Consider the following 23,759-nt stretch of genomic DNA (forward strand, 5'->3'; position numbering starts at 1 on the left):
GTCGCTTATGGCACGAAAGTCGTGAACAGATAGATTGCGAACAGCATCAGGTGGATCGTGCCCTGCAGCACGGTCGTTCGCCCGTTCGCCAGCGTCTGTGACGCGACGATCAGCGACAGGAACAACAGCACCGTCGATTTGGCATCGAGGCCCAGGCTGATCGGCATGTCGGTGGCGATCGACAGGATCGCGACCGCCGGGATGGTCAGCCCGATCGTCGCCAGCGCCGATCCGAGCGCGAGGTTGAGGCTGGTTTGCAGCCGATCGGCCTTTGCCGCGCGTACTGCTGCCAGTCCTTCGGGGGCGAGGATCAGCGCCGCGATCAGGACGCCGAGCACTGCCGGCGGCGCGCCCGCTTCGGCAAGCAGCGCGCCGATCACCGGAGACAGCGCTTTCGCCAGCAGCACGACCCCGAACAGGCACGCGACGAGCAAGGCGAGCGACAGCCACATCCGCTGCGCCGATGGCGGGGCGGCGTGGGCGTCGGGTTCGTCCTGCGCTTCGCCATCGGGCAGGAAATAATGGCGGTGGCGCACGGTCTGGACGAGCGCGAAGGTTGCATAGAGGATCAGCGACACCACCGCGACGAAGCCGAGCTGCGTCGCCGAATAGCGCGGCCCCGGCGCACTCGAGGTGAAATTGGGGAGCACCAGCGTCACCACCGTCAACACGGTGAGCGTCGCCAGCGCAGCGCCCATTCCGGTGCGCTGGAACCGTTGTTCATGATGGCGGATCGCGCCGCTGAGCAGACAAAGCCCCATCAGCAGGTTGATGATCACCATTACCGCCGCGAACACCGTGTCGCGCGCTAGCGTCGCCGCCTTTTCGGGCTCGGCCTGCATCAGTGTCAGGATCAGCCCTACCTCGATCACCGTCACCGCCAGCGCGAGGATCAGCGTCCCGAAGGGTTCGCCGACGCGGTGCGCGACGACTTCGGCATGATGGACCGCGGCGATCACCGACCCGGCGAGGATCACCCCGACCAAAAAGGGATTGAGCGGTATCGCCAAGCTGGCGATCGCGGTACCGAAACCGAGGATCGGAAGCAGGTCGTTGATACGGTCGGCGAGGCGGAGCTTGGCTGTCATCGGCTTTCTATTGCAGCCGCTTGGCCTCAGCGCCAGTCCTTCAGGACATCAATGCGCGCGCACCGGCAGCCCTGCGGCGGCGAGCCGCGCATGCGCCTCGGCGATCGTCGCTTCGCCGAAATGGAAGATGCTGGCCGCGAGCACCGCGCTCGCGCCGCCTTCGATCACGCCGGCGACCAGATGGTCGAGATTGCCGACACCGCCCGATGCGATCACCGGTACCGACACCGCATCGGCAATCGCGCGGGTGAGCGCGAGGTCATAGCCGTCCTTGGTCCCGTCGCGGTCCATGCTGGTGACGAGCAATTCGCCCGCGCCCAGTTCGGCAAGGCGCACCGCATGGGCAAGTGCATCGATCCCCGTCGGGGTGCGTCCGCCATGGGTGAAGATTTCCCACCGCCCGTCTGCGACGCGGCGCGCGTCGATGCTGCCGACCGCGCACTGGCTGCCGAAACGGTCGGCGATGTCGGCGACAAGTTCGGGGCGCGCCACCGCGGCGCTGTTCACCGCGACCTTGTCGGCGCCCGCGAGGAGCAGCGCGCGCGCATCGTCGGCGCTGCGCACGCCGCCGCCGACGGTGAGCGGCATGAAGCAGACTTCGGCGGTGCGTGCGACCATGTCGAGCAGCGTGCCGCGCCCTTGATGGCTCGCGGAAATGTCGAGGAAGCAAAGCTCGTCGGCGCCCGCCGCGTCATAGGCGCGCGCGGCTTCGACCGGATCGCCGGCGTCGCGCAGGTCGACGAAATTGACGCCCTTCACGACGCGCCCATCAGCGACGTCGAGGCACGGGATCACGCGGACGCGGACGGTCATGCCCGCCCCGCCGCGATCGCTTCGGCGAGGTCGAGGCGGCCGTCATAGAGCGCGCGGCCGGTAATCACGCCTTCGATCCCGTCGGCGACGCGCGGGCGCAGCGCATGGATGTCGCCAATATCCGCAACGCCGCCGCTCGCGATCACCGGGATGGCGACCGCGCGCGCCAGCGCCACGGTCGCGGCGACGTTGCAGCCCTTGAGCAGCCCGTCGCGCCCGACGTCGGTGAACAGCAGCGCAGCAACGCCGGCATCTTCGAAGCGCCGCGCCAGATCCTCGACGCGCACGTCGGAGACGTCGGCCCAGCCTTCGGTCGCGACCATGCCATCGCGCGCATCGACGCCGACGATGATCCGGCCCGGAAGATCGCGCGCGGCCGATTTGACGAAATCGGGGTCTTTGAGCGCCGCGGTGCCAATGATGACGCGCTCTACCCCGAGCGCGAGCCAGCGATCGACGCCCGCGCGATCGCGGATACCGCCGCCGACCTGCACCCTGCCCGGAAAGGCCGCGACGATGCTTTCGACCGCCGCGCCGTTGACGCTTTCACCGGCGAAGGCGCCGTCGAGATCGACGACGTGCAAATGGCTGGCGCCCGCGTCCGCGAACAGCCGCGCCTGCGCCGCCGGATCGTCGCCATAGACGGTTGCGCGCGCCATATCGCCTTCGGCGAGCCGCACCACCTGCCCGCCCTTGAGGTCGATCGCGGGGAAGATGATCAGGGGCGCCATGCGAGGAATCTTTCGAGGGTCGCGAGGCCATAGGCCTGGCTCTTTTCGGGGTGAAACTGCACGCCGACGATATTATCCTTCGCCACCGCGGCGGTGAAAGGGCCGCCGTGACTGCTCGTCGCCGCGACATGCGCCGCGTCGGCGAAATGATAGCCGTGCAGATAATAGGCCTCGCCCGCAGCCAGCACCGGATGCGCGAAACTTGGCACGACATCGTTCCAGCCCATGTGCGGGATGCGCAGTCCCGGCGCCGGCGTGAAGGCGCGCACCGTTCCGCCGATCCAGCCGAGCCCTTCGTGCCGCCCATGCTCCTCACCCGCGTCGGCGAGCAATTGCATCCCGACGCAGATGCCGAGGAAGGGCGCGCCCTCGCCGCGAACGCGCTGCTCCAGCGCCTCGATCAGCCCGGGAATTGCCGCCAATCCGTTCATGCACGCGGCAAAGGCCCCCACACCCGGCAGCACGATGCGGTCGGCTTGTCCCACGACATCGGGATCGGCGGTGACGACAACATCGTCCGCGCCCGCCGCGACGAGCGCATTATGCACCGAGCGAAGATTGCCCGCGCCATAGTCGATCAGGGCAATGGCGCTCATGGACGGCCCCTAAAGGACACCCTTGGTCGACGGAATCGCGTCGCCCTTGCGCGGATCGATCTCCACGGCTGCACGCAGCGCGCGGGCCAGCGCCTTGTACATGCTCTCCGCGATATGGTGGTTGTTCTCGCCATAAAGCGTTTCGATGTGGAGCGTGATCCCGGCGGTCTGGGCAAAGCTGTGAAACCAGTGCGGAAACAGCTCGGTATCCATCTCGCCGAGCCGCGGCTGCGAGAAGGCCGATTTCCAAACGCAGTGCGGGCGCCCCGAAATATCGAGGATGCAGCGAGTCAGCGTTTCATCCATCGGCGCATGGGCTTCGCCGTAGCGGGCGATACCGCGCTTGTCGCCGAGCGCCTTCGCCACGGCTTCGCCGAGCGCGAGCGCCGAGTCCTCGACCGTATGATGCTGGTCGATGTGCAGATCGCCCTTCACGGTCATCGAAATGTCGATCAGCGAATGGCGCGACAATTGTTCGACCATATGGTCGAGGAAACCGATTCCGGTGGACACCGAATAGTCGCCGGTGCCGTCGAGGTTGACGGCGATCGCGATATCCGTTTCCTTGGTCGTGCGCTGGACGGTGGCGGTTCGCATGGCATGCCCCTTAGAGCCTAATTTTCGCGTTGCAAGGCGACTCTGCCCCACAGACCCCCCTTGACCCGCGCCCGTCGTCCGTTCATCCCCCACCGCCATGAGTGATGACGTTCGCGACAGCCTGATTCCCTATGACGAAATCGTGCAGGACGCGCTGCGCGCCGTGGTCGGCCGCGTGCTCTCGCAAGTCGAGGGATCGGACCATCTGCCCGGCGAGCATCATTTCTACATCACCTTCAAGACGCAGGCGCCGGGTGTATCGATTCCCGCGCATCTGGTTGCCAAATTCCCCGACGAAATGACGATCGTCCTCCAGAACCGCTTCTGGGACCTGAAGGTCGAAGAGGATCTTTTCAGCGTCGGCCTGTCGTTCAACCAGACGCCCTCGACGCTGGTGATCCCCTATGCCGCGATCACCGCCTTCGTCGATCCGTCGGTCGATTTCGGCCTGCAGTTCCAGGTCAGCGAAGACGAGCTGGAGCAGCCCGAGCCGCATGACGAAGCCGATAATGACCGCCCCGATGTTGCGGTCGAGGACGGATCGAATGTCGTGACGGTGGATTTCGGCAAGAAACGATAGGATGGCGGGCCCCAACTGGCCCCCCAGCCGCTTCTGGCAATATTGGGCACTCGCAGGGATGCTGGTGTTGACCGCCGCCTTCTGGTGGGGTGTCGAGGGCTATGCCCGGTTCGAAAGCGGCGTCGGCGATGCGATCGCCGACGGGCTGCTGCGCTTCAGCCTGCTGATCCTGACCCCGGCGCTGCTGATCGTCTGGGCAGCCGCAGCCTGGTTCCGGCGACGGATCGGCGAAGGCGGCTATTGGCAGTTTCTGGGCATGGTCGCGCTGATCTGGGCCGGCGCGGTGGCGGTGACGAGGATATTGATCGGATGAGCGGCACGCGGATCGAGAGCGACAGCATCGGCGAGATCGCGGTCCCGGCGAACGCCTATTGGGGCGCGCAGACGCAGCGTTCGATCGAGAATTTCCCTTTCGGCGCGCGCGAGCGGATGCCGATCGAGATCGTTCATGCGCTCGCGCTGGTCAAGCAGGCGGCGGCGCGGGTGAACCGTCGGCACGGCCTGTCCGCCGAAAAGGCCGACGCGATCGAAGCGGCGGCGCGCGAGGTCGCCGACGGGAAGCATGACGACCAGTTCCCGCTCGTCATCTGGCAGACCGGCAGCGGCACCCAGTCGAACATGAATGTCAACGAGGTGATCGCCGGGCGCGCCAATGAGATGCTATCGGGCCAGCGCGGCGGCAAATCGCCCGTGCACCCCAATGACGACGTCAACCGCAGCCAATCGTCGAACGACAGCTTCCCGACCGCGATGCATGTCGCCGCGACACTGGCGATGAGGCACCGGCTGATGCCCGCGCTCGACCGTTTGATGGACGCGCTGCTCGCGAAGGCGAAGGCGTGGGACGATATCGTCAAGATCGGCCGCACCCATTTGCAGGACGCCACCCCGCTGACGCTGGGCCAGGAGTTTTCGGGCTATTATGCGCAGCTCCGCCTGTGCCGGACGCGCACCGAACCGATGGTCGACCATGCCATCACCCGGCTTGCGCAGGGCGGGACCGCGGTCGGCACCGGGCTCAATGCCCCGGCGGGTTTTGCCGAGGATATCGCGGCCGAACTGGCGGCGATCACCGGGCTTGGCTTCAAGAGCGCACCCAACAAGTTCGAGGCGCTGGCGAGCCACGACGTGCTGGTTGATCTGTCGGGCCGGCTCAACACGCTCGCAGTCGCGCTGACCAAGATCGCCAACGACATACGCCTGCTGGGATCGGGGCCGCGCGCCGGCCTGGGCGAGATCGACCTGCCAGCGAACGAACCCGGCAGCTCGATCATGCCGGGCAAGGTCAATCCGACCCAGTGCGAAATGCTGACGATGGTGGCGGCGCAGGTGATCGGCAATCATCAGGCGGTAACCGTCGGCGGGATGCAGGGGCATCTTGAACTAAACGTGTTCAAGCCGCTGATCGGCGCCAATGTGATGCGCTCGATCGATCTGCTCGCGACGGGGATGGAAGGCTTTGCGGTGCGCTGCGTCGAGGGAATCGAGCCCAATCGCGCGCGCATTGCCGAACTGGTCGACCGATCGCTGATGCTGGTGACGGCGCTGGCGCCCGAAATCGGCTATGACAAGGCCGCGAAGATCGCCAAACATGCGCATGAGACGGGATCGACCTTGCGCGCGGCGGCGCTCGACCTCGGCTATGTCGACGCTGCGACCTTCGACCGTGTCGTCAACCCGCGGCACATGCTCGGCCCGGAACCCGAATCGCCTGCCGGGGATTGATAGGGGGAGGAAGGATATGAAGATGATGGGACGGATCATCGGCGGCGTGATCGGAAGCGCGATCGGCCGCAGGAAAGGCAATCATACGATGGCGGGCGCCGTGATCGGCGCCGGGACGCTGTTCGTCGCGCGGCGGATGTTCCCGCAGCGCTACGCGGCGCTCGCCGCGACCGCTGCGGCGGCCTATCTCACCAAGAAATGGGCCGACCGCGCCGAAGCGCGGCATGCCGCCGAGGCCGCGCATCGCGCCGACAGCGCGCTCGCGCAGGAGGGCGTCGTCGATCCCTATGCGGGGATCGTCCACACCGACGGCCAGGATCTGGGCGACGCCCTGCCGCCCGCGATTCCGGTGGACGAAAAGGCGCCGCGCCCCGCCACCCACTGAGCAGCGTGCACCGAGCGGCGAGCGCTATCCGCCCGCCTGCCACTCCTTCACCGCCTCGATCGGTGAGACCAGCATGAGTATGTTGAGCGTCAGATTGTCGCGGATCGCCCACAGGGTGAAGAGTTCGAAGGCGAGCGCGAGCGTGACGGTCGTCCACCAGCGCATCCGGCTGGCCGCCAGAAATCCCAAGATCATGAAACCGGCGTCGCTGACCGAATTGAGTACCGAATCGCCCGCATAGCCATAGGCCATGGTGACCTCGCGGTAGCGGTCGATGATAACCGGCGAATTTTCCAATATCTCCCATGCGCCTTCGATCCCGATCGCTACGGCGAGCGCGGCCCACAGCGGCGCGCGCGGCATCAGCCAGCGCGACAGGCCGTAAAAGATGAAGCCGTGGATGATATGGCTGAAGCTGTACCAGTCCGAAATCTGCTGGCTGTTCTGGTTTGATTGGACGGTGCCGTGCCAAAGGCTGATCGTGCCGCAGGGGCAGATCGGCGCCCCATCGCGATCAGGATCGCGGCCAGCAGGCCGAGCAGCCCCGCCGCGACCAGCCAACCCGTGCGCGACATTCCCCGCATCCCTGTATTCCTTCCCGCTTGACCGCCGCCCTCGCTCGGGCAATTAGCGCCCATGGCTGAAAGCGTCCACCTCAACCGCCGCGGCGTCCTGTTCGTCCTCTCCTCGCCCTCGGGTGCAGGCAAGACCACCATCTCCAAAAAGATGCTCGCGGGCGACCACGACATTGCGCTGTCAATCTCCGCCACCACGCGGCCGATGCGTCCCGGCGAGCAGGATGGGGTCGATTATCATTTCGTCGACGTCGACACGTTCAAGCAGATGGCCGCTGATGGCGAATTTCTCGAATGGGCGCATGTCTTCGGCCATCGCTACGGTACCCCTCGCGACCGCGTCGAGGAACTGCTCGCAGCCGGCAAGGACGTGCTGTTCGATATCGACTGGCAGGGCGCGCAGCAGCTCTATCAGGAAGCGGGCCCCGATGTGGTGCGGGTGTTCATCCTGCCGCCGACGATGGAGGAGCTCGAACGCCGGCTGCGCGCGCGCAACACCGACAGCGACGAAGTGATCGCGGCGCGGATGGCACGCGCGGCGAACGAGATCAGTCACTGGGACGGCTATGACTATGTGCTGATCAATGACGATATCGAAGGCTGCTTCGAGGAAGTGAAGGCGATCCTGCGCGCCGAGCGGCTGAAGCGCCGCCGCCAGATCGGCCTGATCGGGTTCGCCCGCGATCTGATCCGCTCGGTGCCCGAGGCGGACCCGACACTTTAGAGCGCCGTCATTGCCACCCCGGCGAAAGCCGGGAGATTACCACGTCGCCGTTGGTTCCTCGCAATGACGAAAGCTCAACCCGGCCGCGCCAGCTTCGCTTCCAGTTCCCTTACCATTTCGGCGCGCAGCGGCTTGGCGGCGCCGTCGGTGCGGCACACCACGACCGTATCACAGGTCGCGATGCAGCGACCGTTCTGGAACATCGCCTGTACGATCGTCCAGCTCGACGTGCCGAGGCGGCCGATGCCGGTCGCAATTTCGACCGGGTCGGGAAAATTTCCCTCACCCAGATAGTTGATCTCGACCGCGGCGACCATCGTGCGCTCGTTCGCCGGGCGCTCCTCCCAAGGACGGATTTCGCGGTTCAGTAGCACGCGGCCGCTTTCAAACAGTGCCGCGAAGGCCACATTGTTGAGGTGACCGTTGATGTCCATGTCCTGGAACCGCGTCTGCAGATCGAGGTGGACAGGGTAGCTGGCGGCATCGAGTCGCCAGCTTTCCGGTTTCGGCATATCAGCGCGGACCCATGCGGATGCCGCCGTCGAGGCGCACGTCCTCGCCGTTGAAATAGCCGTTTTCGATCATGGTCAGCGCGAGACCCGCATATTCGGCCGGGTTGCCGAGGCGCTTCGGATTGAGGACCGAGGCCGCGAGCGCATCGCGGACATTCTGCGGCGCGGCGCCGAGCAGCGGGGTGTCGAAGATGCCCGGCAGGATCGTGTTGACGCGGATGCTTTCCGCCGCAAGGTCGCGCGCGATCGGCAGGGTCATGCCGACGACGCCGCCCTTCGATGCCGAATAGGCTGCCTGACCGATCTGGCCGTCCTCGGCCGCGACGCTCGCGGTGTTGACGATCGCGCCGCGTTCGCCATCTTCCATCGGGTCGAGCGTCATCATGCCCGCCGCCGACTTGGCGATGCAGCGGAAGGTGCCGACTAGGTTGATCTGGATGATCCAGTTGAAGGCATCGAGCGGGAAATGCTTGATGCTGCCGTCTTCTTTCGACCGGCTGGCGGTCTTGATCGCATTGCCGGTGCCGGCGCAGTTCACAAGGATACGCTCCTGACCGATCGCGGCGCGCGCCTTTTCGAAGGCGGCGTCGACCGACGCATCGTCGGTGACATTGCATTCGCAGAAAACGCCGCCGAGTTCGGCAGCAAGCGCCTCGCCCTTTTCGGCCTGCAAATCGAAGATCGCGACCTTGACGCCCTTCGCGGCAAGTGCGCGCGCGGTGGCGGCACCAAGGCCCGAAGCGCCGCCGGTGACGACGGCGGATACGGTGGAATCGAGTTTCATGTCATGTCCTTTCCCTGAAAAATGCGTGTTCCGGCGAAAGCCGGAACCCAGAGCGTGAACAACTGACGCCCGCGTCAGGCCGCCCTGGGCTCCGGCTTCCGCCGGAGCACAAGATCGTTAGAGCCGCTCGACGATGGTGACATTGGCCTGGCCGCCGCCTTCGCACATCGTCTGAAGACCATATTTGCCGCCGGTGGCGTCGAGCACGCCGAGCAGCGTCGCCATCAGCTTGGTTCCCGAGGCGCCAAGCGGGTGGCCGAGCGCGATCGCGCCGCCATGCTGGTTGAGCCGCGCATGGTCCGCGCCAAGATATTTGAGCCAGGCGAGCGGTACCGGCGCGAACGCCTCGTTCACTTCATAGGCGTCGATGTCCTCGATCCGCAGACCCGCCTTCTTGAGCGCCTTTTCGGTCGCGAACAGCGGCTCTTCGAGCATGATGATGGGGTCGCCCGCGGTCACCGAAATATGATGGATGCGCGCGCGCGGGGTCAGCCCATGATCCTTGAGCGCCTGTTCCGACACGATCAGCGCGGCCGACGCGCCGTCGCAGATCTGCGAGCTGGTCGCCGCGGTGATGGTGCCGCCTTCCTGCAGGATCTTCACCCCGGCAATGCTTTCGAGCGTCGCGTCGAAGCGGATCCCCTCGTCGACCGTGTGGCGCTGCGGCCCTTCGGGCGTCTCCACCTCGATCCCGACGATCTCATTGCCGAACAGCCCCGCCTCGGTCGCGACGCGGGCGCGGCGATGGCTTTCGAGCGCGAAGGCATCGAGGTCGTCCTTGGTGAAGCCGTGCTTCTTGACGATCATCTCGGCACCCATGAACTGGCTGAACATGATGCCGGGATATTTTTCCTCAAGCCGCGGCGACTTATAATTGCCGAGCCCTTCCTTCATGAACAGCGTCGCGACGCTGCCCATCGGTACGCGCGTCATGCTTTCGATGCCGCTGGCGAGGACGATATCCTGCGTGCCCGACATCACCGCCTGCGCGGCGAACATCATCGCCTGCTGCGACGATCCGCACTGCCGGTCGATCGTCACCGCGGGGATCGAATCGGGAAGCTTCGAGGCGAGCACGGCATTGCGGCCGAGGTCCATCGTCTGCTCGCCGCCCTGGCTGACGCAACCGGTGATGACATCGTCGATCTTCGACGTGTCGAAGTCGTTGCGGTCGGCGATCGCGTCATAGACCGCGGCGCCGAGGTCGACAGGGTGAACACCGGCGAGCTTGCCGCCGCGGCGACCGCCGGCGGTGCGGACGGCATCTACGATATAGGCTGTGGCCATGGAGAGTTCCTTTCCGATTGTCGCCGCCCCTGCGAAGGCGGGGGCGACGGGATTAAAGCTTGCGCCCGATCAGTTCCTTCATGATCTCGTTCGTGCCGCCAAAGATGCGCGTCACGCGCGCCGCGCGCCAGGCGCGGGCGATCGGATATTCGTTCATATAACCCGCGCCGCCGAACAGCTGGAGACACTTGTCCATCACTTCCCACTGAAGATCGGTGTGCCACAGCTTCGCCGCAGCGCCCTCTTCGGGGGTGAGTTCCTTCTTCAGATGTCGCGCGAGCGCCCAGTCGAGGTGCGCCCAGCCGACCTGCAGCTTCGCCTTCAGATCGGCGAGGACGAAGCGGCTGTTCTGGAAATCGAGGATCGGCTTGCCGAACGCCTTGCGGTCGCGCGTATATTCGACAGTATCGTCGAACGCGCGCTGCGCCGAGGCCTGCGCCGACACGGCGATCGACAGGCGTTCCTGCGGCAGTTCGCTCATCAGATAGATGAACCCCTGTCCCTCTTCGCCGAGACAGTTAGTGATGGGGACGCGGACGTCGTTGAAGAAAAGCTCCGACGTGTCGGCTTCGTCCTGCCCGATCTTGTCGAGGTTACGGCCGCGCTGGAAACCGTCGCGATCGGCCTCGACGAGCACGATCGACACCCCCTTCCACGCAGGCTGCACCTCGGTGTCGGTCTTGACGCAGACCAGGACCAGGTCGGCGTTCTGGCCGTTGGTGATATATGTTTTCGACCCGTTGATGACATAATGATTGCCATCCTTCTTTGCGGTCGTGCGCATGCCCTGAAGGTCGCTGCCGGTACCCGGCTCGGTCATCGCGATCGCGGTGACCACTTCGCCCGACACCATCTTGGGCAGCCAATGCTTCTTCTGCTCTTCGCTGCCGTATCGGACGATATAGTTGGTGACGATATCGGACTGGAGCGAAAAGCCGGTGGTGACGCGGCCATAATAGGCGCTTTCCTCGTCGACGATCGCATTATAGCCGAAGTCGAGGCCCAGCCCGCCATATTCTTCGGGAACGGTGGGGCACAGCAGGCCCAGCTCGCCCGCCTTGGGCCACAAATCCTTCGGCACGATGCCGTCCTCAGCCCATTTCGCTTGATTGGGCGCGACTTCTTTTTCGAGGAACTGGCGCACCGTCGCGCGGAACGCCTCATGATCGTCGGTGTAAGCGGTGCGCGACAGATTATCGAGCGACATCCTTCTTCCTTTCCCTGAGCGCGTCCGGACGATTTCGGGGAGCCGGTGCGCGAAACGGGGCCGCGCCGGGGCACGTCCTTCGCTTGCTAATGGACCTTACGTTTACGTCCACGTCAAGTAGAAATGCCGTTACGGCATAAAACGCACGCGAAGCCGCCCACCGTCTTGTCGCCCCGGACCGGATACCGGACCCATGCGCCCCGCGCGGCGAGAAACGACCCCGCATCAAGTCAGTGACGATGAACGGAATTTGCGCCGAGGCGGCTGTTCCATAATCGAATCGGGCACCGAATAGGTTTGCGGGCGCTGGGCAGCGCCGCCGCGCCGCGCTAAGCCGCTGCGATGGTCGATCTCCTTCTCGATGCGCAGGCGCTGCTCGGCGAATCGCCGCGCTGGCACGCCCCCGAAGCACGCCTTTACTGGGTCGATATCGATGCGCATCGCATCCATCGCACCGATCCCGCGACTGGCGCGACCGAAACGATGCAGCTCGACCAGCCCGTCGGCTGCGTCGCGCCGCGCGCGGGCGGCGGGCTGGTCATGGGCCTCAAGGACGGCTGCGCGCTGATCGACGCGTGGGGCGAGGCCCCGCGCCCCTTCGGTCCGGCGGTGCTGGCGGGCATAGCCGAACAGCGCTTCAACGACGGGTGCGTCGATGCCGCGGGCCGCTTCTGGATCGGCAGCGTGACGCGCGACAAGTCCAACCCGGGCGCAATGCTGTTTCGCCTCGACCCCGACGGGACTCTGACTCCGATGCTCGGCGGGCTGCTGACGAGCAACGGCGCGGCCTTCAGCCCCGACGGCCGCACCTTTTATCATGCCGACACGCCAACGCATGCGCTGCACGCCTATGCGGTCGACCCCGCGACCGGCGCGCTTGGAGACGGCCGGCTGTTCCACCAGTTCGAGCAGGGCAAGGGCCGCCCTGACGGCGGAACGGTCGATGCCGAGGGCTGTTACTGGTCGGCGCTGTGGGACGGCTGGCGCGTCGTGCGCCTGTCGCCCGCGGGCGAGATTCTCCAGACGGTCGAGATGCCCGTCCAGCGCCCCTCGATGATCGCGCTGGGCGGCGCCGACCTGTGCACCGCCTTCGTCACCAGCGCGGGCAAAGACCTGTCCGACGACGCGCGCGCGGCCCAGCCGCACGCCGGCGGCCTCTTCACCTTCCGCGTCGATGTGCCAGGGATCGTCCAGCCGTGCTTTGGCGGGTGAGTTCGACGGGCGCGGTATGGCGGGAAGTGACCGGTTGCGGTGCGCATGACTGAGCGTCAGAATATAGCCAGCCGCCCGGAAGGATTTTGACGTGCCATAGCCTTTGGCAGAGACATTCACATTCGCCAGCGGCGAGAAGCGATATGTCATGTTTCTCCGCTTTGACGTTCGTAATTATCCACGCTTTCTCCAATATTTGAAGGAAACCCTCGGTGTGGAAATGGGTAGCGTCAAGAATATGGTGTTCGCGAAAGCCTCCGATTTTAAACTCGGCGGTATTGGTTACACAGCAGTGGCCGGCGATTCAGACGATTGTCACGTCGTTGCTTCCAATGAGGCCGCCAGGATCGCCCTGCTGGCGAAGATTTTTGGGCCCAACCATCAAAGCGAGGGTCATACGAAAGCTTATTAGCCAGACGAAACCGTCGGTCCTTGCCTCTCGATCGTTAAGTCCGCCCCACACCCATCCGAACATTCCTGCAACAACTGGAGCTCCGCCGGGGCCTGGCCTCCTCGGCTTGCGCGCTGCCGCCCTATCGGGTTAAGGCACCTACCGACATGGTTTCGTCCGAAACCAAAACCCCCGGGAGATCACAGATGCCGCGTATCGCGCCCCGCCCTCTCCGTCATTTGTCGATGCTGCTTGCATCGACGGCGCTGATGATGGGTTATAGCCAGATGAGTATTGCCGCCGAACCCGCCGCCAAGGCGCCCGCTTCCGCCCCGGCCGACGCGAACCCGCTGCTTGCCCCGTGGACCGGTCCCTATGAAGGGGTGCCGCCGTGGGACAAGCTGGACCCCGACCTGTTCCCCGACGCCTTTGAAAAAGGGATGGCCGAGGTGAAGGCCGAGGTGCAGGCGGTCATCGACAATCCCGCCGCGCCGACTTTCGAAAACACGCATGTCCCGATGCAGCTTGCCGGCGAAACGATGGACCGCGTCTTTGCGATGTGGGGCGTGCAGACGTCGAACAAGTCGAACGACCGCGTCGAAGATATAGACGCCGAATGGAGCCCGAAGCTCACCAAATTCTATACCGAGCTGTTCCTCGATCCCAAACTCTTCGCGCGCTACAAGGCGGTGTATGACACGCGGCTGACGAGCGGGCTCAACTCCCAGCAGATTCGCATTGTCGAGCGCAGCTATGACGAGATGGTGCGCGACGGCGCCAATCTGTCCCCCGCCGACAAGGCGAAGCTGGTCGATATGAACGCCAAGCTGGAAGGGCTGTTCTCGACCTTTTCGTCGAAGCTGCTCGGCGATGAAAAGCTTTACACCTTCGTCACCGACAAGGCCGAACTCGACGGGCTGCCCGCGGGCTTCGTAGCTTCGCTGGCCGCTGCGGCCGAGGCGCAGGGCAAGCCCGGCCAGTGGGCGATCAAGAACACCCGCTCGTCGGCGCAGCCGGTGCTCCAAAATGCGACCAATCGCGCGCTTCGCGAGAAGGTGTGGCGCGCCTTCGTCAATCGCGGCGACAATGGCGATGCCAACGACACCAATGCGACGATCGCCGAAATACTGAAGCTGCGCCAGGCGCGCGCCGAACTGCTCGGCTTTCCGACCCATGCCGATTATCGCATGGCCGACACGATGGCCAAGACGCCCGCGAACGCGATGGCGCTGATGATGAAGGTGTGGCCCGCCGCGGTCGCGCGCGTGCATGAAGAGGTAGCCGACATGCAGGCGATCGCCGATGCCGAGGCAAAGGCGGGCAAGGGGCCGAAGATCACCATCGAGCCGTGGGATTATCGCTTCTATGCGGAGAAGGTCCGCAAGGCGAAATACGACCTCGATGAAAGCGAGGTGAAACCGTACCTCCAGCTCGACAAGCTGCGCGATGCGATGTTCTGGTCGGCGGGGCAGCTCTATGATCTGGGCTTCCGCGAAAACACCGGCACGATCCCGGTCTTCGATCCAAAGGTGAAGACGTTCGAGGTCTATAACCTCAAGACCGGCAAGAATGTCGGGGTCCTCTACCTCGACAATTTTGCGCGCGACGGCAAGCGTTCGGGCGCTTGGATGACCACCTATCGCAGCGAACAGGGGCTGGGCGGCGAACGCAATGTCCTCGCGTCGAACAACAATAATTTCACCGAAGGCGCAAACGGCGAGCCGACGCTCGTCAGCCTCGACGATGCGACGACGCTGTTCCACGAATTCGGGCACGGCATCCATTATCTGTTGCAGCACGTCTATTATCCGGCGCTTGCCGGGGTGCCGCGCGACTTCGTCGAATATCCGAGCCAGGTGAACGAGAACTGGCTGATGACGCCCGAAGTGCTGTCGAAATTCGCCACGCACTACAAGACGGGCGAGCCGATGCCGCAGGCGCTGGTCGACAAGATCATCGCGTCGAGCAAGTTCAACCAGGGGTTCGAGACGGTCGAATATCTGGCGAGCGCGATCGTCGACATGAAGCTGCACGACCGCAAGGTGCCGGTGACCGACGTCGATGCTTTCGAACGCGAAACGCTGGCCGAAATCGGCATGCCCAAGGAAATCGTCATGCGGCACCGTTTGCCGCAGTTCGGTCATCTGTTCAGTTCCGACGCCTATTCGGCGGGCTATTACAGCTATCTCTGGTCGGAAACGATGGACGCCGACACCTGGGCTGCCTTCATGGAAGCGGGCGGGCCGTGGGACCGCAGCGTCGCCGACAAGTTCCGGACCATCCTGTTGATGACGGGCAACGAGACCGACCGCGCCGAAGCCTATCGCGCTTTCCGTGGCCGCGACCCCGACGTGAAGGCGCTGCTCGAACGCCGCGGGTTCCCGACCGGCGAATAATCAAACGAAACCCGGGGAGCAAAGGGGGCCGCCGTGCCCCCTTTCTTTTGTCCGCTGTCCACAACAGAGACGATCGGAGGCCTTCCACCAGCGCCGATAGACCAGCTCCAGCCGATTCCTGTTGACGGCCACCAAATCCGATATAAATATGATATCATCTTTATATCGGATGATTCGGAGGGCAAGATGGGAGACGGAACTGCGCCGGCACTGAACCGCAGCCGTGAAACGCGGGCTGCGACACAGAGCGGCTATCTGATGCTGCTGGTCTGGCTGGTGCTGGTCGGCATCGCGATCTGGGCGGCGGTGGCCAACATCAATGGCGAAACGGTTGACTGGAACTGGAAATGGGGCGTTGTTGTCGCAAGCGGCGTCGTCGGCACCCTGATCCTGTGCGGCTTTTACCTGATCAATCCCAATGAGGCGGCGGCGATCCAGCTGTTCGGCAGTTACAAGGGCACCGACCGCGAAAGCGGGCTGCGCTGGGTGTTGCCGTGGCTGACCCGCAAGAAGATCGCGGTGCGCGCGAACAATGTGATTTCGGACAAGATCAAGGTCAATGACCTGCGAGGCAACCCGATCGAGATGGCGGCGCAGGTCGTCTGGCGCGTTACCGACACCGCGCAGGCGCTGTTCGACGTCGACGATTACAAGGAATTCGTCCTCGCGCAGATCGAAGCGGCGGTGCGCGCGATCGGATCGCGCTATCCCTATGACGATCACACGCATGACGAGATCACGCTGCGCGGCAACCATGACGAGGTGGGCGTCGAACTGCGAAAGGCGTTGATCGAGCGGCTCGACGTCGCGGGAATCACCGTCGACGAATGCGGGCTGACGCACCTTGCCTACGCCCCCGAGATCGCCGGCGCCATGCTGCGCCGCCAGCAGGCCGAGGCGGTGGTCGCTGCCCGCGCCAAGCTGGTCGAAGGCGCGGTGTCGATGGTCGAGATGGCGTTGCAGCAATTGTCCGAAAAGCAGGTCGTCGACCTCGACGACGAACGCCGCGCCGCGATGGTATCGAACCTGATGGTCGTCCTGTGCGGTGAGCGCGACACGCAGCCGGTCGTCAACGCCGGGTCGCTCTACTGAGCCCAAAAACGATGTCAACAGCTGCCAGGAAAGCCTTTGCCCTCCGCGTCGATCCCGCCCTTTATGCGGCGATCGAGCGGTTGGCGGCGGCCGAATTGCGTAGCGCCAATGCCGAGATCGAAATGCTGCTGCGCGAAGCGCTCGCTCGCCGCGGCGTTGCCGTGAAGGCGAGCGAAAAGCCCCGCCGCGGTCGCCCGCCGGCGGTAGCCGATACGCGCGCGACGGAGTCCCCTGATGAAAAATAGGATCGCCGCTGCGGCCCTCGCCGCTGCCCTGCTGCCCACCGCCGCGCCTGCCGGGGCAAGCCCGGTCGCCAGCGAAATCAGCGCGCCGGGCCCCGACGGCCCGCTCGCCGGCACATTGCTGAGCGCCGAGAAGGCGAGCGCACCCGTCGTCTTGATCGTCCCCGGATCGGGGCCGACCGACCGCGACGGCAACAGCCCGCTCGGCATCACCTCGGCAAGCTACCGCCTGCTTGCCGAGGCGCTGGCGCAAAAGGGCATCTCCGCGGCGCGCATCGACAAGCGCGGCATGTTCGGCAGCGAGGCGGCGGTCACCGATGCGAATAAGGTGACGATCGCCGCCTATGCTGCCGACGTCGGCGCATGGGCGCGTAGCCTGACCGAGCGAACCGGCCAGCACTGCATCTGGGTGGCCGGGCACAGCGAAGGCGGGCTGGTCGCCATCGCGGCCGAAGCCGATCCGCATGTCTGCGGCCTGATCCTGATATCGGCGATGGGACGCCCCTTCGACGTGGTGCTGCGCGAACAGCTTGCTGCCAATCCGGCCAACGCGCCGATCCTGTCCGACGCCAACGGCGCGCTCGACCGACTGGCGAAGGGCGAGCATGTCGATGTGAGCGCAATGCACCCGGCGCTCGCCCGCGGTCTCTTCAATCCGGCGGTGCAGGATTATCTCATCGACCTGATCGGGCACGATCCCGCCGCGATGCTGGCCGCCACCACCAAGCCGGTGCTGATCGTCGCGGGCAGCGCCGACTTGCAAATTCCCCTCGCCGATGCCGAAAAGCTGAAGGCCGCGCGCCACGACGCGACACTGTCGGTGATCAAGGGGATGACCCATGTGCTGAAGCAGGCGAGCGCCAGCGACCGCGCCGCCAATATGGCGACCTACACCGATCCGAGTCTGGCGATCGATCGTTCGCTCGTCGCCGACATCGTCCATTTCGTGCGCGCGAACAGCCACTGAAGGAGGCCCGATCATGCTTCACCTCTTCCTCGACAAGAAGCCCTGGTTCCGCGCCAAGAACCGCGGTTATGGCACCGGCCTGCCGATCGCGTGGCAGGGGTGGGTCTTCATGGCGCTCCACATCGCGCTGATCGCCGGGCTGTCGATGGCGCTGCGCAACCAGCCGGTCGCGATGACCATCGTCGTTGTCCTCGCAGCGCTCGCGCCCATGCCCATCTACCAGGCCCGCACCGAGGGCGGCTGGAAATGGCGCTGGAGCAATCGCGCCGCCGAAAAGCGCGACGACAAGCGACGGAAAAAATAGCCGCGCTGTCCGCCCCGACCGATTATCGACAGTCTTCGCCTAGCGGCGACGTCCAGCGCCTTGCCCCCATACCGCTTGATGGTTAAGGGCGGTCGTCATGACCGCCGATCCATCCTCCGTCCGCATCGCCCCTTCGATCCTCAGCGCCGACTTCGCGCAGCTGGGCGAAGAGGTGCGCCGCATCGAGGCGGCGGGCGCCGACTGGGTCCATATCGACGTGATGGACGGGCATTTCGTGCCCAATCTTACCATCGGACCGATGGTGGTAAAAGCGCTGCGTCCCCATTCGACTTTGCCTTTCGACGTTCATCTGATGATCTCGCCGGTCGATAATTTCCTCGACGCCTTCGCCGCGGCGGGCGCCGACATCATCACCGTCCATCCCGAAGCCGGTCCGCACATCCATCGCAGCGTCCAGCACATCAAGTCGCTGGGCAAGCAGGCGGGCGTGTCGCTCAATCCCGCGACCCCGGCGAAGATGCTCGACTATCTGATCGACGACATCGACCTCGTCCTCGTGATGAGCGTCAATCCGGGTTTCGGAGGGCAAAGCTTCATTTCGAGCCAGCTTCGCAAGATCGAGGCGGTGCGCAAGATGATCGACAAATCGGGCCGCGACATCCGGCTGGAAGTCGATGGCGGCATCGACGCCGCAACTGCCCCGCTTGCCATCGCGGCGGGGGCCGACGTCCTGGTCGCCGGCACCGCAACCTTCAAGGGCGGTCCCGCGGCCTACGCCGACAATATCAAGCGCCTGCGCGGCTGATCGATGGAAGGGAGACCGTTGACCTCTGCTCCCGTCGATCCGATGCCCGAAACGGGCGACCCCGTCGCGCCGCTCGACGACAGCATCGAACCCGGCAAACGGCTGATCCGCCTGCCCGCCGACAAGGGCCTTTCGCTGGGCGACCGCATCGCCAATCATTTCACCCGCCTGACCTGGCGCACCCCGCTCCATGCGCTGCGGCTGAAGGGGCGTTTCCCGCTCAAGCTGCTGGGCGTTCCGGCCGATCCGGTTCCCGGCGACACGCGCGCCGGCATGGCGATCCGCGCCGGCCATTTCCTCCACCGCGGACTCAAGCTGCCGATAAGGGAGATTGATTTCGCGGCGCTCCCGGTCGCCCCGGCCTTCGCCGATTATCTGCACAGTTTTGCCTGGCTGCGCGATCTTGCCGCCACCGGGACGCGCGCCGACGGCGCCCCGATCGCCGAAGCGCTCGTCCGCCAATGGCTCGCCGCGCACGGCGAAACGGTAAGCGAACCCGCATGGCGCGCCGACAATGCCGGCTGGCGCATCCTGTTCTGGGCCGCGCACGCGCCGCTGATCCTGTCGTCGAGCGATCTCGTCTATCGTTCCGCCGTACTCAACCATCTCGCGCGCGCGGCGCGCCACCTCGATCGCGTCGCCGACAAGACGCGCCCCGGCACCGGCCAGCTTGTTGCCTGGATCGGCATCGTCGCTGCATCGCTGCTGATGCCGGGCGGCGAGCCGCGCCAGGTGTTCGGCGAAGCAGGGCTGCGCAAGGTTCTCGAGACCAGCTTCTATGCCGACGGCGGCAATATCGCGCGTTCGCCGCAGGCACAGCTCGACGCGATCATGGCGCTGTCGATGCTCGCGCGCATTTACGACATGCGCCGGATGGAGGTGCCGCCCTTCCTGCAGGAAGTGCTTGCGCGCACCGTGCCAGCGCTGCTCGGGCTCGTCCACAGCGACGGAGGCATGGGCAATTGGCAGGGCAGCGGCGCGACGCCGGCAGCGGTTATCGAAGCGGTCGTCGCGGCAAGCGGTGTGCGCACCCGGCCGCTCAAACAGGCGCGCGACTGGGGCTATCAGCGCCTGGTTGCGAACAAGGTGGTCGTATTGGCCGACGCCGCGCCGCCCCCAATCGCGCGGGTTACCGAAGCGGGCTGCGCCTCGACGCTGGCGTTCGAGCTTTCGGATGGCGACGAACGCATCGTCGTCAATTGCGGCGGCGCAGCGCTGACCGGCGCGACGATTCCCGCCGACCTGGCGCGCGGGCTGCGCACCACCGCCGCCCATTCGACGCTGACCATCGCCGACAGCAATTCGACCGCGATCCTGCCCAACGGGACGCTTGGCCGCGGCGTGACCGAAGTCGAGCTCGACCGGCGCGAAACGCCGCAGGGCAGCCGGGTCGAGATGGGGCATGATGGCTATGTTCGCCGCCACGGTCTGATCCACCGCCGCCTGCTGATCCTTTCGCCCAACGGCCGCGAGCTGCGCGGTGAGGACATGCTGCTCCCCGCCCCGCGCAGCCGGCGCAAGGGCGACAAGGCCTTCACGCTGCGTTTTCACCTCGGCCGCAATATCTCGGCCAGTCTGACCGCCGACAAGCTCGGTGCGCTGCTGCGCATCGCGGGCGGCCCGCTGTGGCAGTTCCGCACCTCCGAAGGCCAGCTCGCGATCGAGGAAAGCCTGTGGGTCGACGGCGACGGCCGGCCGCATCCGACCGAGCAACTCGTCGTAACGGGTGCCGCGCCCGCCGGCGGTGCCAGCATCGGCTGGATCTTCAAGCATATCGGCTGACCGCCCATGCCGCGCGCAGCAGCGGGGGGAAAAAAATCCTAGGCCGAATTTTAAACGGATTTTCCAGCGGTTTAGCATAGCCGCACCCCCGCTTGTTTCACTCGTGTGACATCGACGTAACACAGCCGTCATGGGCGATTGTCACAGGCCCCCTCGATCCGCCGGCACAGGGCGCCGGCGGCCATCTGGACAGGGGCTCTTTCCATGACACTGATTCGCAGTTGCCGTTCGCGCATCCTTCTTGGCACCGGCCTGGCCGCGGCCATGCTCGCTCCGGCGAGCGCCTTCGCTTCCGACATCGTCGGCATCGTCACCGACGCCACAGACACGCGCGCGCTGCAGAGCGCTGAGGTTCGCATCGTCGAACTGGGCCGCGTTGCCGAAGCTGGCCGCGACGGCAGCTTCCGTTTCGGCGACGTGCCCGCCGGTACCTACACGCTCGAGGCGCGCTACGTCGGCGCCGAGCCCGTACGCAGCACGATCGACGTGCCCGCAACCGGCAGCGTCACGGTCAATTTCAGCCTCGGCGGCGCGAACGACATCCTCGTCGTCGGACAGGCCGCGAACCAGGCCAGCGCGCTGTCGCGCCAGAAAGCCGCTGACGGCGTCGAAAGCGTCCTGACGCGCGACGCGATCGGTCAGTTCCCCGACCAGAATGTCGCCGAATCGCTGCGCCGCCTGCCGGGCGTCAACATTCTGAACGACCAGGGCGAAGGCCGCTTCGTCTCGGTGCGCGGGCTCGATCCCGAACTCAACGCCTCGTCGCTCAACGGCGTGCGCCTGCCGGCACCCGAAAGCGATGTCCGTTCGGTGGCGCTCGACGTCATTTCGTCGGACACGATCGAATCGATCGAGATCAAGAAATCGCTGACCGCCGACATGGATGCCGACACGATCGGCGCCTCGATCGAGATTCACACGACCAGCGCGTTCGACCGCCAGCGCGACCTCTATTCGGCGCGTATCGAGGGCAGCTACAATGATTATTCGGGCAAGCTGACCCCCAAAGGCAGCCTCGATTTCGCGACGCGGGTCGGCGACAATTTCGGCATCGCGGGCAGTATCAGCTATTACAAGCGCAAGTTCGAAACCGACAATGTCGAAGCCGGCGACTTCTGGAAAGAAGCCGACGGCGTCGCCTTCGCCCCCGAAATCGAATATCGCGACTATGACGTCACCCGCGAGCGGATCAGCGGCGCGCTGTCGTTCGACTGGCGCGCGTCGGACACCACCAAGGCCTATATCCGCGGCAATTTCAGCCAGTTCGACGATCATGAATATCGCCGCCGCACGACGATTATCTTTAACGAAGATCCCGCCTCGGGCGACGCGAACAGCGCCTTCTTCACCGATGCCGACGGCCGCATCGAAGTCCGCCGCGACCTCAAGGACCGGTTCGAGCGTCAGCGCATCCGCACCATCGTCGTCGGCAGCGACACCGACACCGGCGTGTGGAAATTCAACTGGTCGGCAAGCTGGGCCAAATCGAGCGAGCGCGAGGATTTCTCGATCGACCCGCTGCGCTTCCGCGCCCGCTTCAACGACGATGGCGTCGATGTGAACATGGATTACAGCAATCCGCGCGTGCCGCTCTACAGCGTCACCGCCGGCGCCGCGCTGTTCAACGATCCCACCGAATATGGCTTCAACCGCCTCGAACTCACCGACCTGTCGGACAGCCAGGACGAGGAATATGCGGTCAAGGCCGACCTCGCCCGCACCTTCGCCGGCGACAAGGGCGACTTCACGATCCAGGGCGGCATCAAATCGCGCTGGCGCGACAAGAGCTATAATTTCAACCTCATTTATTATGGCGATTATAACGGCGACTTCACCCTCGCCGACGTGCTGGGCCAGCAGACCTATCGCCTCACCGATATCGGCCCCGTGGCGAGCAAGACCGGTCCGGCCGCCTTCTACAATGCCAATCTCGGCAATTTCGAGGTCGACCAATATGAGTCCGACCTCGGGTCGAACAGCAGCGACTATTCGGTCAGCGAGGATATTCTGGCGGGCTATCTGCTCGGCCGCTGGGACAGCGACACGCTGCGCGTGATCGGCGGCGTCCGCGTCGAACGAACCAAGAATGTGCTCAACGGCAACCTCGTCGCCGACGACGGGTCCGACGTGTTCGTCACGCCGGTGTCCTACCGCCGCAACTATACCGACTGGCTGCCCAGCATGACGATCCGCTTCCAGCCGCAGCAGGATCTCGTGCTGCGCCTGGCGGGCTCGCGCAGCATCGTGCGTCCGAAGCTGTCGAAGCTCGCGCCGCGCTTCACGATCAACGAGGATGACGAGGCCGAATTCGGCAACCCCGACCTGCTGCCCTACAAGGCGTGGAATCTCGACGCGGGCGCCGAATATTATTTCGGCCGCAACGCCGCGCTGAGCATCGGCGGCTTCTACAAGTCGATCGACAATTTCATTGTCGACGGCTTCTTCGAGGACAGCGACGCGCCCTATAACGGCGTGTATCGCGGCACCGCCTTCAGCGAGGCGATCATCCCGGTGAACGGCGACAAGGCCGAGGTCGCCGGGCTCGAAGCAAGCTACAGCCAGGTGTTCGACATGCTGCCTGCACCCTTCGACGGGCTGTTGGCTCAGGCCAATTACACTTACACCTGGTCGAAGGCGAAGCTGTTCGACGGCCGCAGCATCGCGCTGCCGTCGAATTCGCGCAACACCTTCAACCTCGTGCTCGGCTATGAAAAGGGGCCGATCGACATCCGGCTGGCGGGCACCTACCGCGACAAATATCTCGACGAAATCGGCGGCGATGCGGAAACCGACCGCTATGTCGACAACCACTTCCAGCTCGACCTGTCGGTCAAGTTCAAGCTCACCGACAATGTCCGCCTCTATGGCGAATGGGTGAACATCAACAACGCCAAATATTTCGCCTATCAGAATTATGCGAGCAGCCAGCGGCTGCTCCAATATGAAGAATATGGCTCGACGTTCAAATTCGGCGTCAAGGCCAGTTTCTGAGGAGGGCGAGGC

At 64.9% G+C, this 23,759-nt stretch carries 25 protein-coding genes; 15 read left to right on the forward strand and 10 right to left on the reverse strand.

The annotated features are described in order from the left end of the window. Window positions 1-5: 5 nt before the first annotated feature. The 5 genes from ACT17R_RS07035 to hisB are packed head-to-tail and all read right to left on the reverse strand — an operon-like array spanning window position 6 to window position 3,825. Window positions 6-1,088, reverse strand: a complete 1,083-nt coding sequence (locus ACT17R_RS07035) for a calcium:proton antiporter (RefSeq protein ID WP_062901561.1) — start codon at window positions 1,086-1,088, stop codon at window positions 6-8. 48 nt (window positions 1,089-1,136) lie between these two features. Beyond that, window positions 1,137-1,901, reverse strand: a complete 765-nt coding sequence (gene hisF, locus ACT17R_RS07040; protein ID WP_186401598.1) for an imidazole glycerol phosphate synthase subunit HisF — start codon at window positions 1,899-1,901, stop codon at window positions 1,137-1,139. Next, entirely contained in the window at window positions 1,898-2,632 is a 735-nt protein-coding gene (gene hisA / locus ACT17R_RS07045; protein ID WP_062901560.1) for a 1-(5-phosphoribosyl)-5-[(5-phosphoribosylamino)methylideneamino]imidazole-4-carboxamide isomerase, read from the reverse strand. The genes hisF and hisA overlap by 4 nt, the downstream gene beginning before the upstream one ends. Then, the gene (gene hisH, locus ACT17R_RS07050; RefSeq protein ID WP_186401597.1) at window positions 2,620-3,228 is read right to left on the reverse strand and encodes an imidazole glycerol phosphate synthase subunit HisH; all 609 of its coding nucleotides are present in this window, start codon (window positions 3,226-3,228) and stop codon (window positions 2,620-2,622) included. The genes hisA and hisH overlap by 13 nt, the downstream gene beginning before the upstream one ends. A 9-nt stretch (window positions 3,229-3,237) precedes the next feature. Continuing rightward, a complete protein-coding gene (gene hisB / locus ACT17R_RS07055) occupies window positions 3,238-3,825 on the reverse strand; it encodes an imidazoleglycerol-phosphate dehydratase HisB (RefSeq protein ID WP_003041798.1) in 588 nt (195 codons plus the stop codon). A gap of 97 nt (window positions 3,826-3,922) precedes the next feature. Here hisB and ACT17R_RS07060 point away from each other — a divergent pair, with 97 nt between their 5' ends. Genes ACT17R_RS07060 through ACT17R_RS07075 form a run of 4 tightly spaced genes read left to right on the forward strand, consistent with a single transcriptional unit; the run spans window position 3,923 to window position 6,515 of the window. Continuing rightward, the gene (locus ACT17R_RS07060; RefSeq protein ID WP_062901558.1) at window positions 3,923-4,405 is read left to right on the forward strand and encodes an SspB family protein; all 483 of its coding nucleotides are present in this window, start codon (window positions 3,923-3,925) and stop codon (window positions 4,403-4,405) included. Between the two features lies 1 nt (window position 4,406). Next, on the forward strand, window positions 4,407-4,718 hold the full coding sequence (locus tag ACT17R_RS07065; protein ID WP_217372818.1) for a hypothetical protein: 312 nt from the start codon (window positions 4,407-4,409) through the stop codon (window positions 4,716-4,718). Further along, entirely contained in the window at window positions 4,715-6,130 is a 1,416-nt protein-coding gene (gene fumC / locus ACT17R_RS07070) for a class II fumarate hydratase (RefSeq protein ID WP_444809190.1), read from the forward strand. Before ACT17R_RS07065 ends, fumC begins: the two co-directional genes overlap by 4 nt. Window positions 6,131-6,152: 22 nt before the next feature. Then, on the forward strand, window positions 6,153-6,515 hold the full coding sequence (locus ACT17R_RS07075; RefSeq protein ID WP_254535719.1) for a hypothetical protein: 363 nt from the start codon (window positions 6,153-6,155) through the stop codon (window positions 6,513-6,515). Between the two features lie 24 nt (window positions 6,516-6,539). Here ACT17R_RS07075 and ACT17R_RS07080 read toward each other — a convergent pair whose 3' ends face one another. Next, window positions 6,540-7,076, reverse strand: a complete 537-nt coding sequence (locus tag ACT17R_RS07080) for a DUF2585 domain-containing protein (protein WP_444809191.1) — start codon at window positions 7,074-7,076, stop codon at window positions 6,540-6,542. 75 nt (window positions 7,077-7,151) lie between these two features. Here ACT17R_RS07080 and gmk point away from each other — a divergent pair, with 75 nt between their 5' ends. Then, on the forward strand, window positions 7,152-7,814 hold the full coding sequence (gmk, locus tag ACT17R_RS07085) for a guanylate kinase (protein WP_186401593.1): 663 nt from the start codon (window positions 7,152-7,154) through the stop codon (window positions 7,812-7,814). Between the two features lie 74 nt (window positions 7,815-7,888). Here gmk and ACT17R_RS07090 read toward each other — a convergent pair whose 3' ends face one another. The 4 genes from ACT17R_RS07090 to ACT17R_RS07105 form a co-directional block, all read right to left on the reverse strand. After that, the gene (locus ACT17R_RS07090) at window positions 7,889-8,326 is read right to left on the reverse strand and encodes an acyl-CoA thioesterase (RefSeq protein WP_062901552.1); all 438 of its coding nucleotides are present in this window, start codon (window positions 8,324-8,326) and stop codon (window positions 7,889-7,891) included. Between the two features lies 1 nt (window position 8,327). Continuing rightward, window positions 8,328-9,110 (reverse strand): SDR family NAD(P)-dependent oxidoreductase, encoded by a 783-nt coding sequence (locus ACT17R_RS07095; RefSeq protein WP_058812323.1) that lies wholly within the window; start codon window positions 9,108-9,110, stop codon window positions 8,328-8,330. A gap of 117 nt (window positions 9,111-9,227) precedes the next feature. Further along, window positions 9,228-10,397, reverse strand: a complete 1,170-nt coding sequence (locus ACT17R_RS07100) for an acetyl-CoA C-acetyltransferase (protein ID WP_003041773.1) — start codon at window positions 10,395-10,397, stop codon at window positions 9,228-9,230. 52 nt (window positions 10,398-10,449) lie between these two features. Then, the gene (locus tag ACT17R_RS07105; RefSeq protein WP_003041771.1) at window positions 10,450-11,604 is read right to left on the reverse strand and encodes an acyl-CoA dehydrogenase family protein; all 1,155 of its coding nucleotides are present in this window, start codon (window positions 11,602-11,604) and stop codon (window positions 10,450-10,452) included. A 342-nt stretch (window positions 11,605-11,946) separates the two neighbouring features. On the opposite strand from ACT17R_RS07105, the gene ACT17R_RS07110 reads away from it, so the two are divergent. From ACT17R_RS07110 to ACT17R_RS07155, 10 genes are all read left to right on the forward strand, one after another. Further along, window positions 11,947-12,816, forward strand: coding sequence for an SMP-30/gluconolactonase/LRE family protein (locus ACT17R_RS07110; RefSeq protein ID WP_217372821.1), 870 nt, complete (start codon window positions 11,947-11,949; stop codon window positions 12,814-12,816). Window positions 12,817-12,919: 103 nt separating this feature from the next. Continuing rightward, window positions 12,920-13,228, forward strand: coding sequence for a hypothetical protein (locus ACT17R_RS07115; protein ID WP_444809192.1), 309 nt, complete (start codon window positions 12,920-12,922; stop codon window positions 13,226-13,228). 185 nt (window positions 13,229-13,413) lie between these two features. Then, on the forward strand, window positions 13,414-15,603 hold the full coding sequence (locus ACT17R_RS07120; protein WP_442800544.1) for a M3 family metallopeptidase: 2,190 nt from the start codon (window positions 13,414-13,416) through the stop codon (window positions 15,601-15,603). 186 nt (window positions 15,604-15,789) lie between these two features. Continuing rightward, window positions 15,790-16,695 (forward strand): SPFH domain-containing protein, encoded by a 906-nt coding sequence (locus ACT17R_RS07125; protein ID WP_186401589.1) that lies wholly within the window; start codon window positions 15,790-15,792, stop codon window positions 16,693-16,695. Window positions 16,696-16,706: 11 nt separating this feature from the next. After that, the gene (locus tag ACT17R_RS07130; protein WP_062901546.1) at window positions 16,707-16,940 is read left to right on the forward strand and encodes a hypothetical protein; all 234 of its coding nucleotides are present in this window, start codon (window positions 16,707-16,709) and stop codon (window positions 16,938-16,940) included. Beyond that, window positions 16,930-17,904 (forward strand): alpha/beta hydrolase, encoded by a 975-nt coding sequence (locus ACT17R_RS07135; RefSeq protein ID WP_186401588.1) that lies wholly within the window; start codon window positions 16,930-16,932, stop codon window positions 17,902-17,904. Before ACT17R_RS07130 ends, ACT17R_RS07135 begins: the two co-directional genes overlap by 11 nt. A gap of 13 nt (window positions 17,905-17,917) precedes the next feature. Beyond that, window positions 17,918-18,208, forward strand: coding sequence for a hypothetical protein (locus ACT17R_RS07140; protein WP_186401587.1), 291 nt, complete (start codon window positions 17,918-17,920; stop codon window positions 18,206-18,208). A gap of 97 nt (window positions 18,209-18,305) precedes the next feature. Further along, window positions 18,306-18,974, forward strand: coding sequence for a ribulose-phosphate 3-epimerase (gene rpe, locus ACT17R_RS07145; RefSeq protein ID WP_058812314.1), 669 nt, complete (start codon window positions 18,306-18,308; stop codon window positions 18,972-18,974). Between the two features lie 42 nt (window positions 18,975-19,016). Continuing rightward, window positions 19,017-20,756, forward strand: a complete 1,740-nt coding sequence (locus ACT17R_RS07150; protein WP_186401676.1) for a heparinase II/III family protein — start codon at window positions 19,017-19,019, stop codon at window positions 20,754-20,756. A 204-nt stretch (window positions 20,757-20,960) separates the two neighbouring features. Beyond that, on the forward strand, window positions 20,961-23,747 hold the full coding sequence (locus tag ACT17R_RS07155) for a TonB-dependent receptor (RefSeq protein ID WP_444809193.1): 2,787 nt from the start codon (window positions 20,961-20,963) through the stop codon (window positions 23,745-23,747). Window positions 23,748-23,759: the final 12 nt, after the last annotated feature.

Source organism: Sphingopyxis sp. Q841 (genome assembly GCF_052384365.1).
Classification (GTDB): domain Bacteria; phylum Pseudomonadota; class Alphaproteobacteria; order Sphingomonadales; family Sphingomonadaceae; genus Sphingopyxis; species Sphingopyxis terrae_A.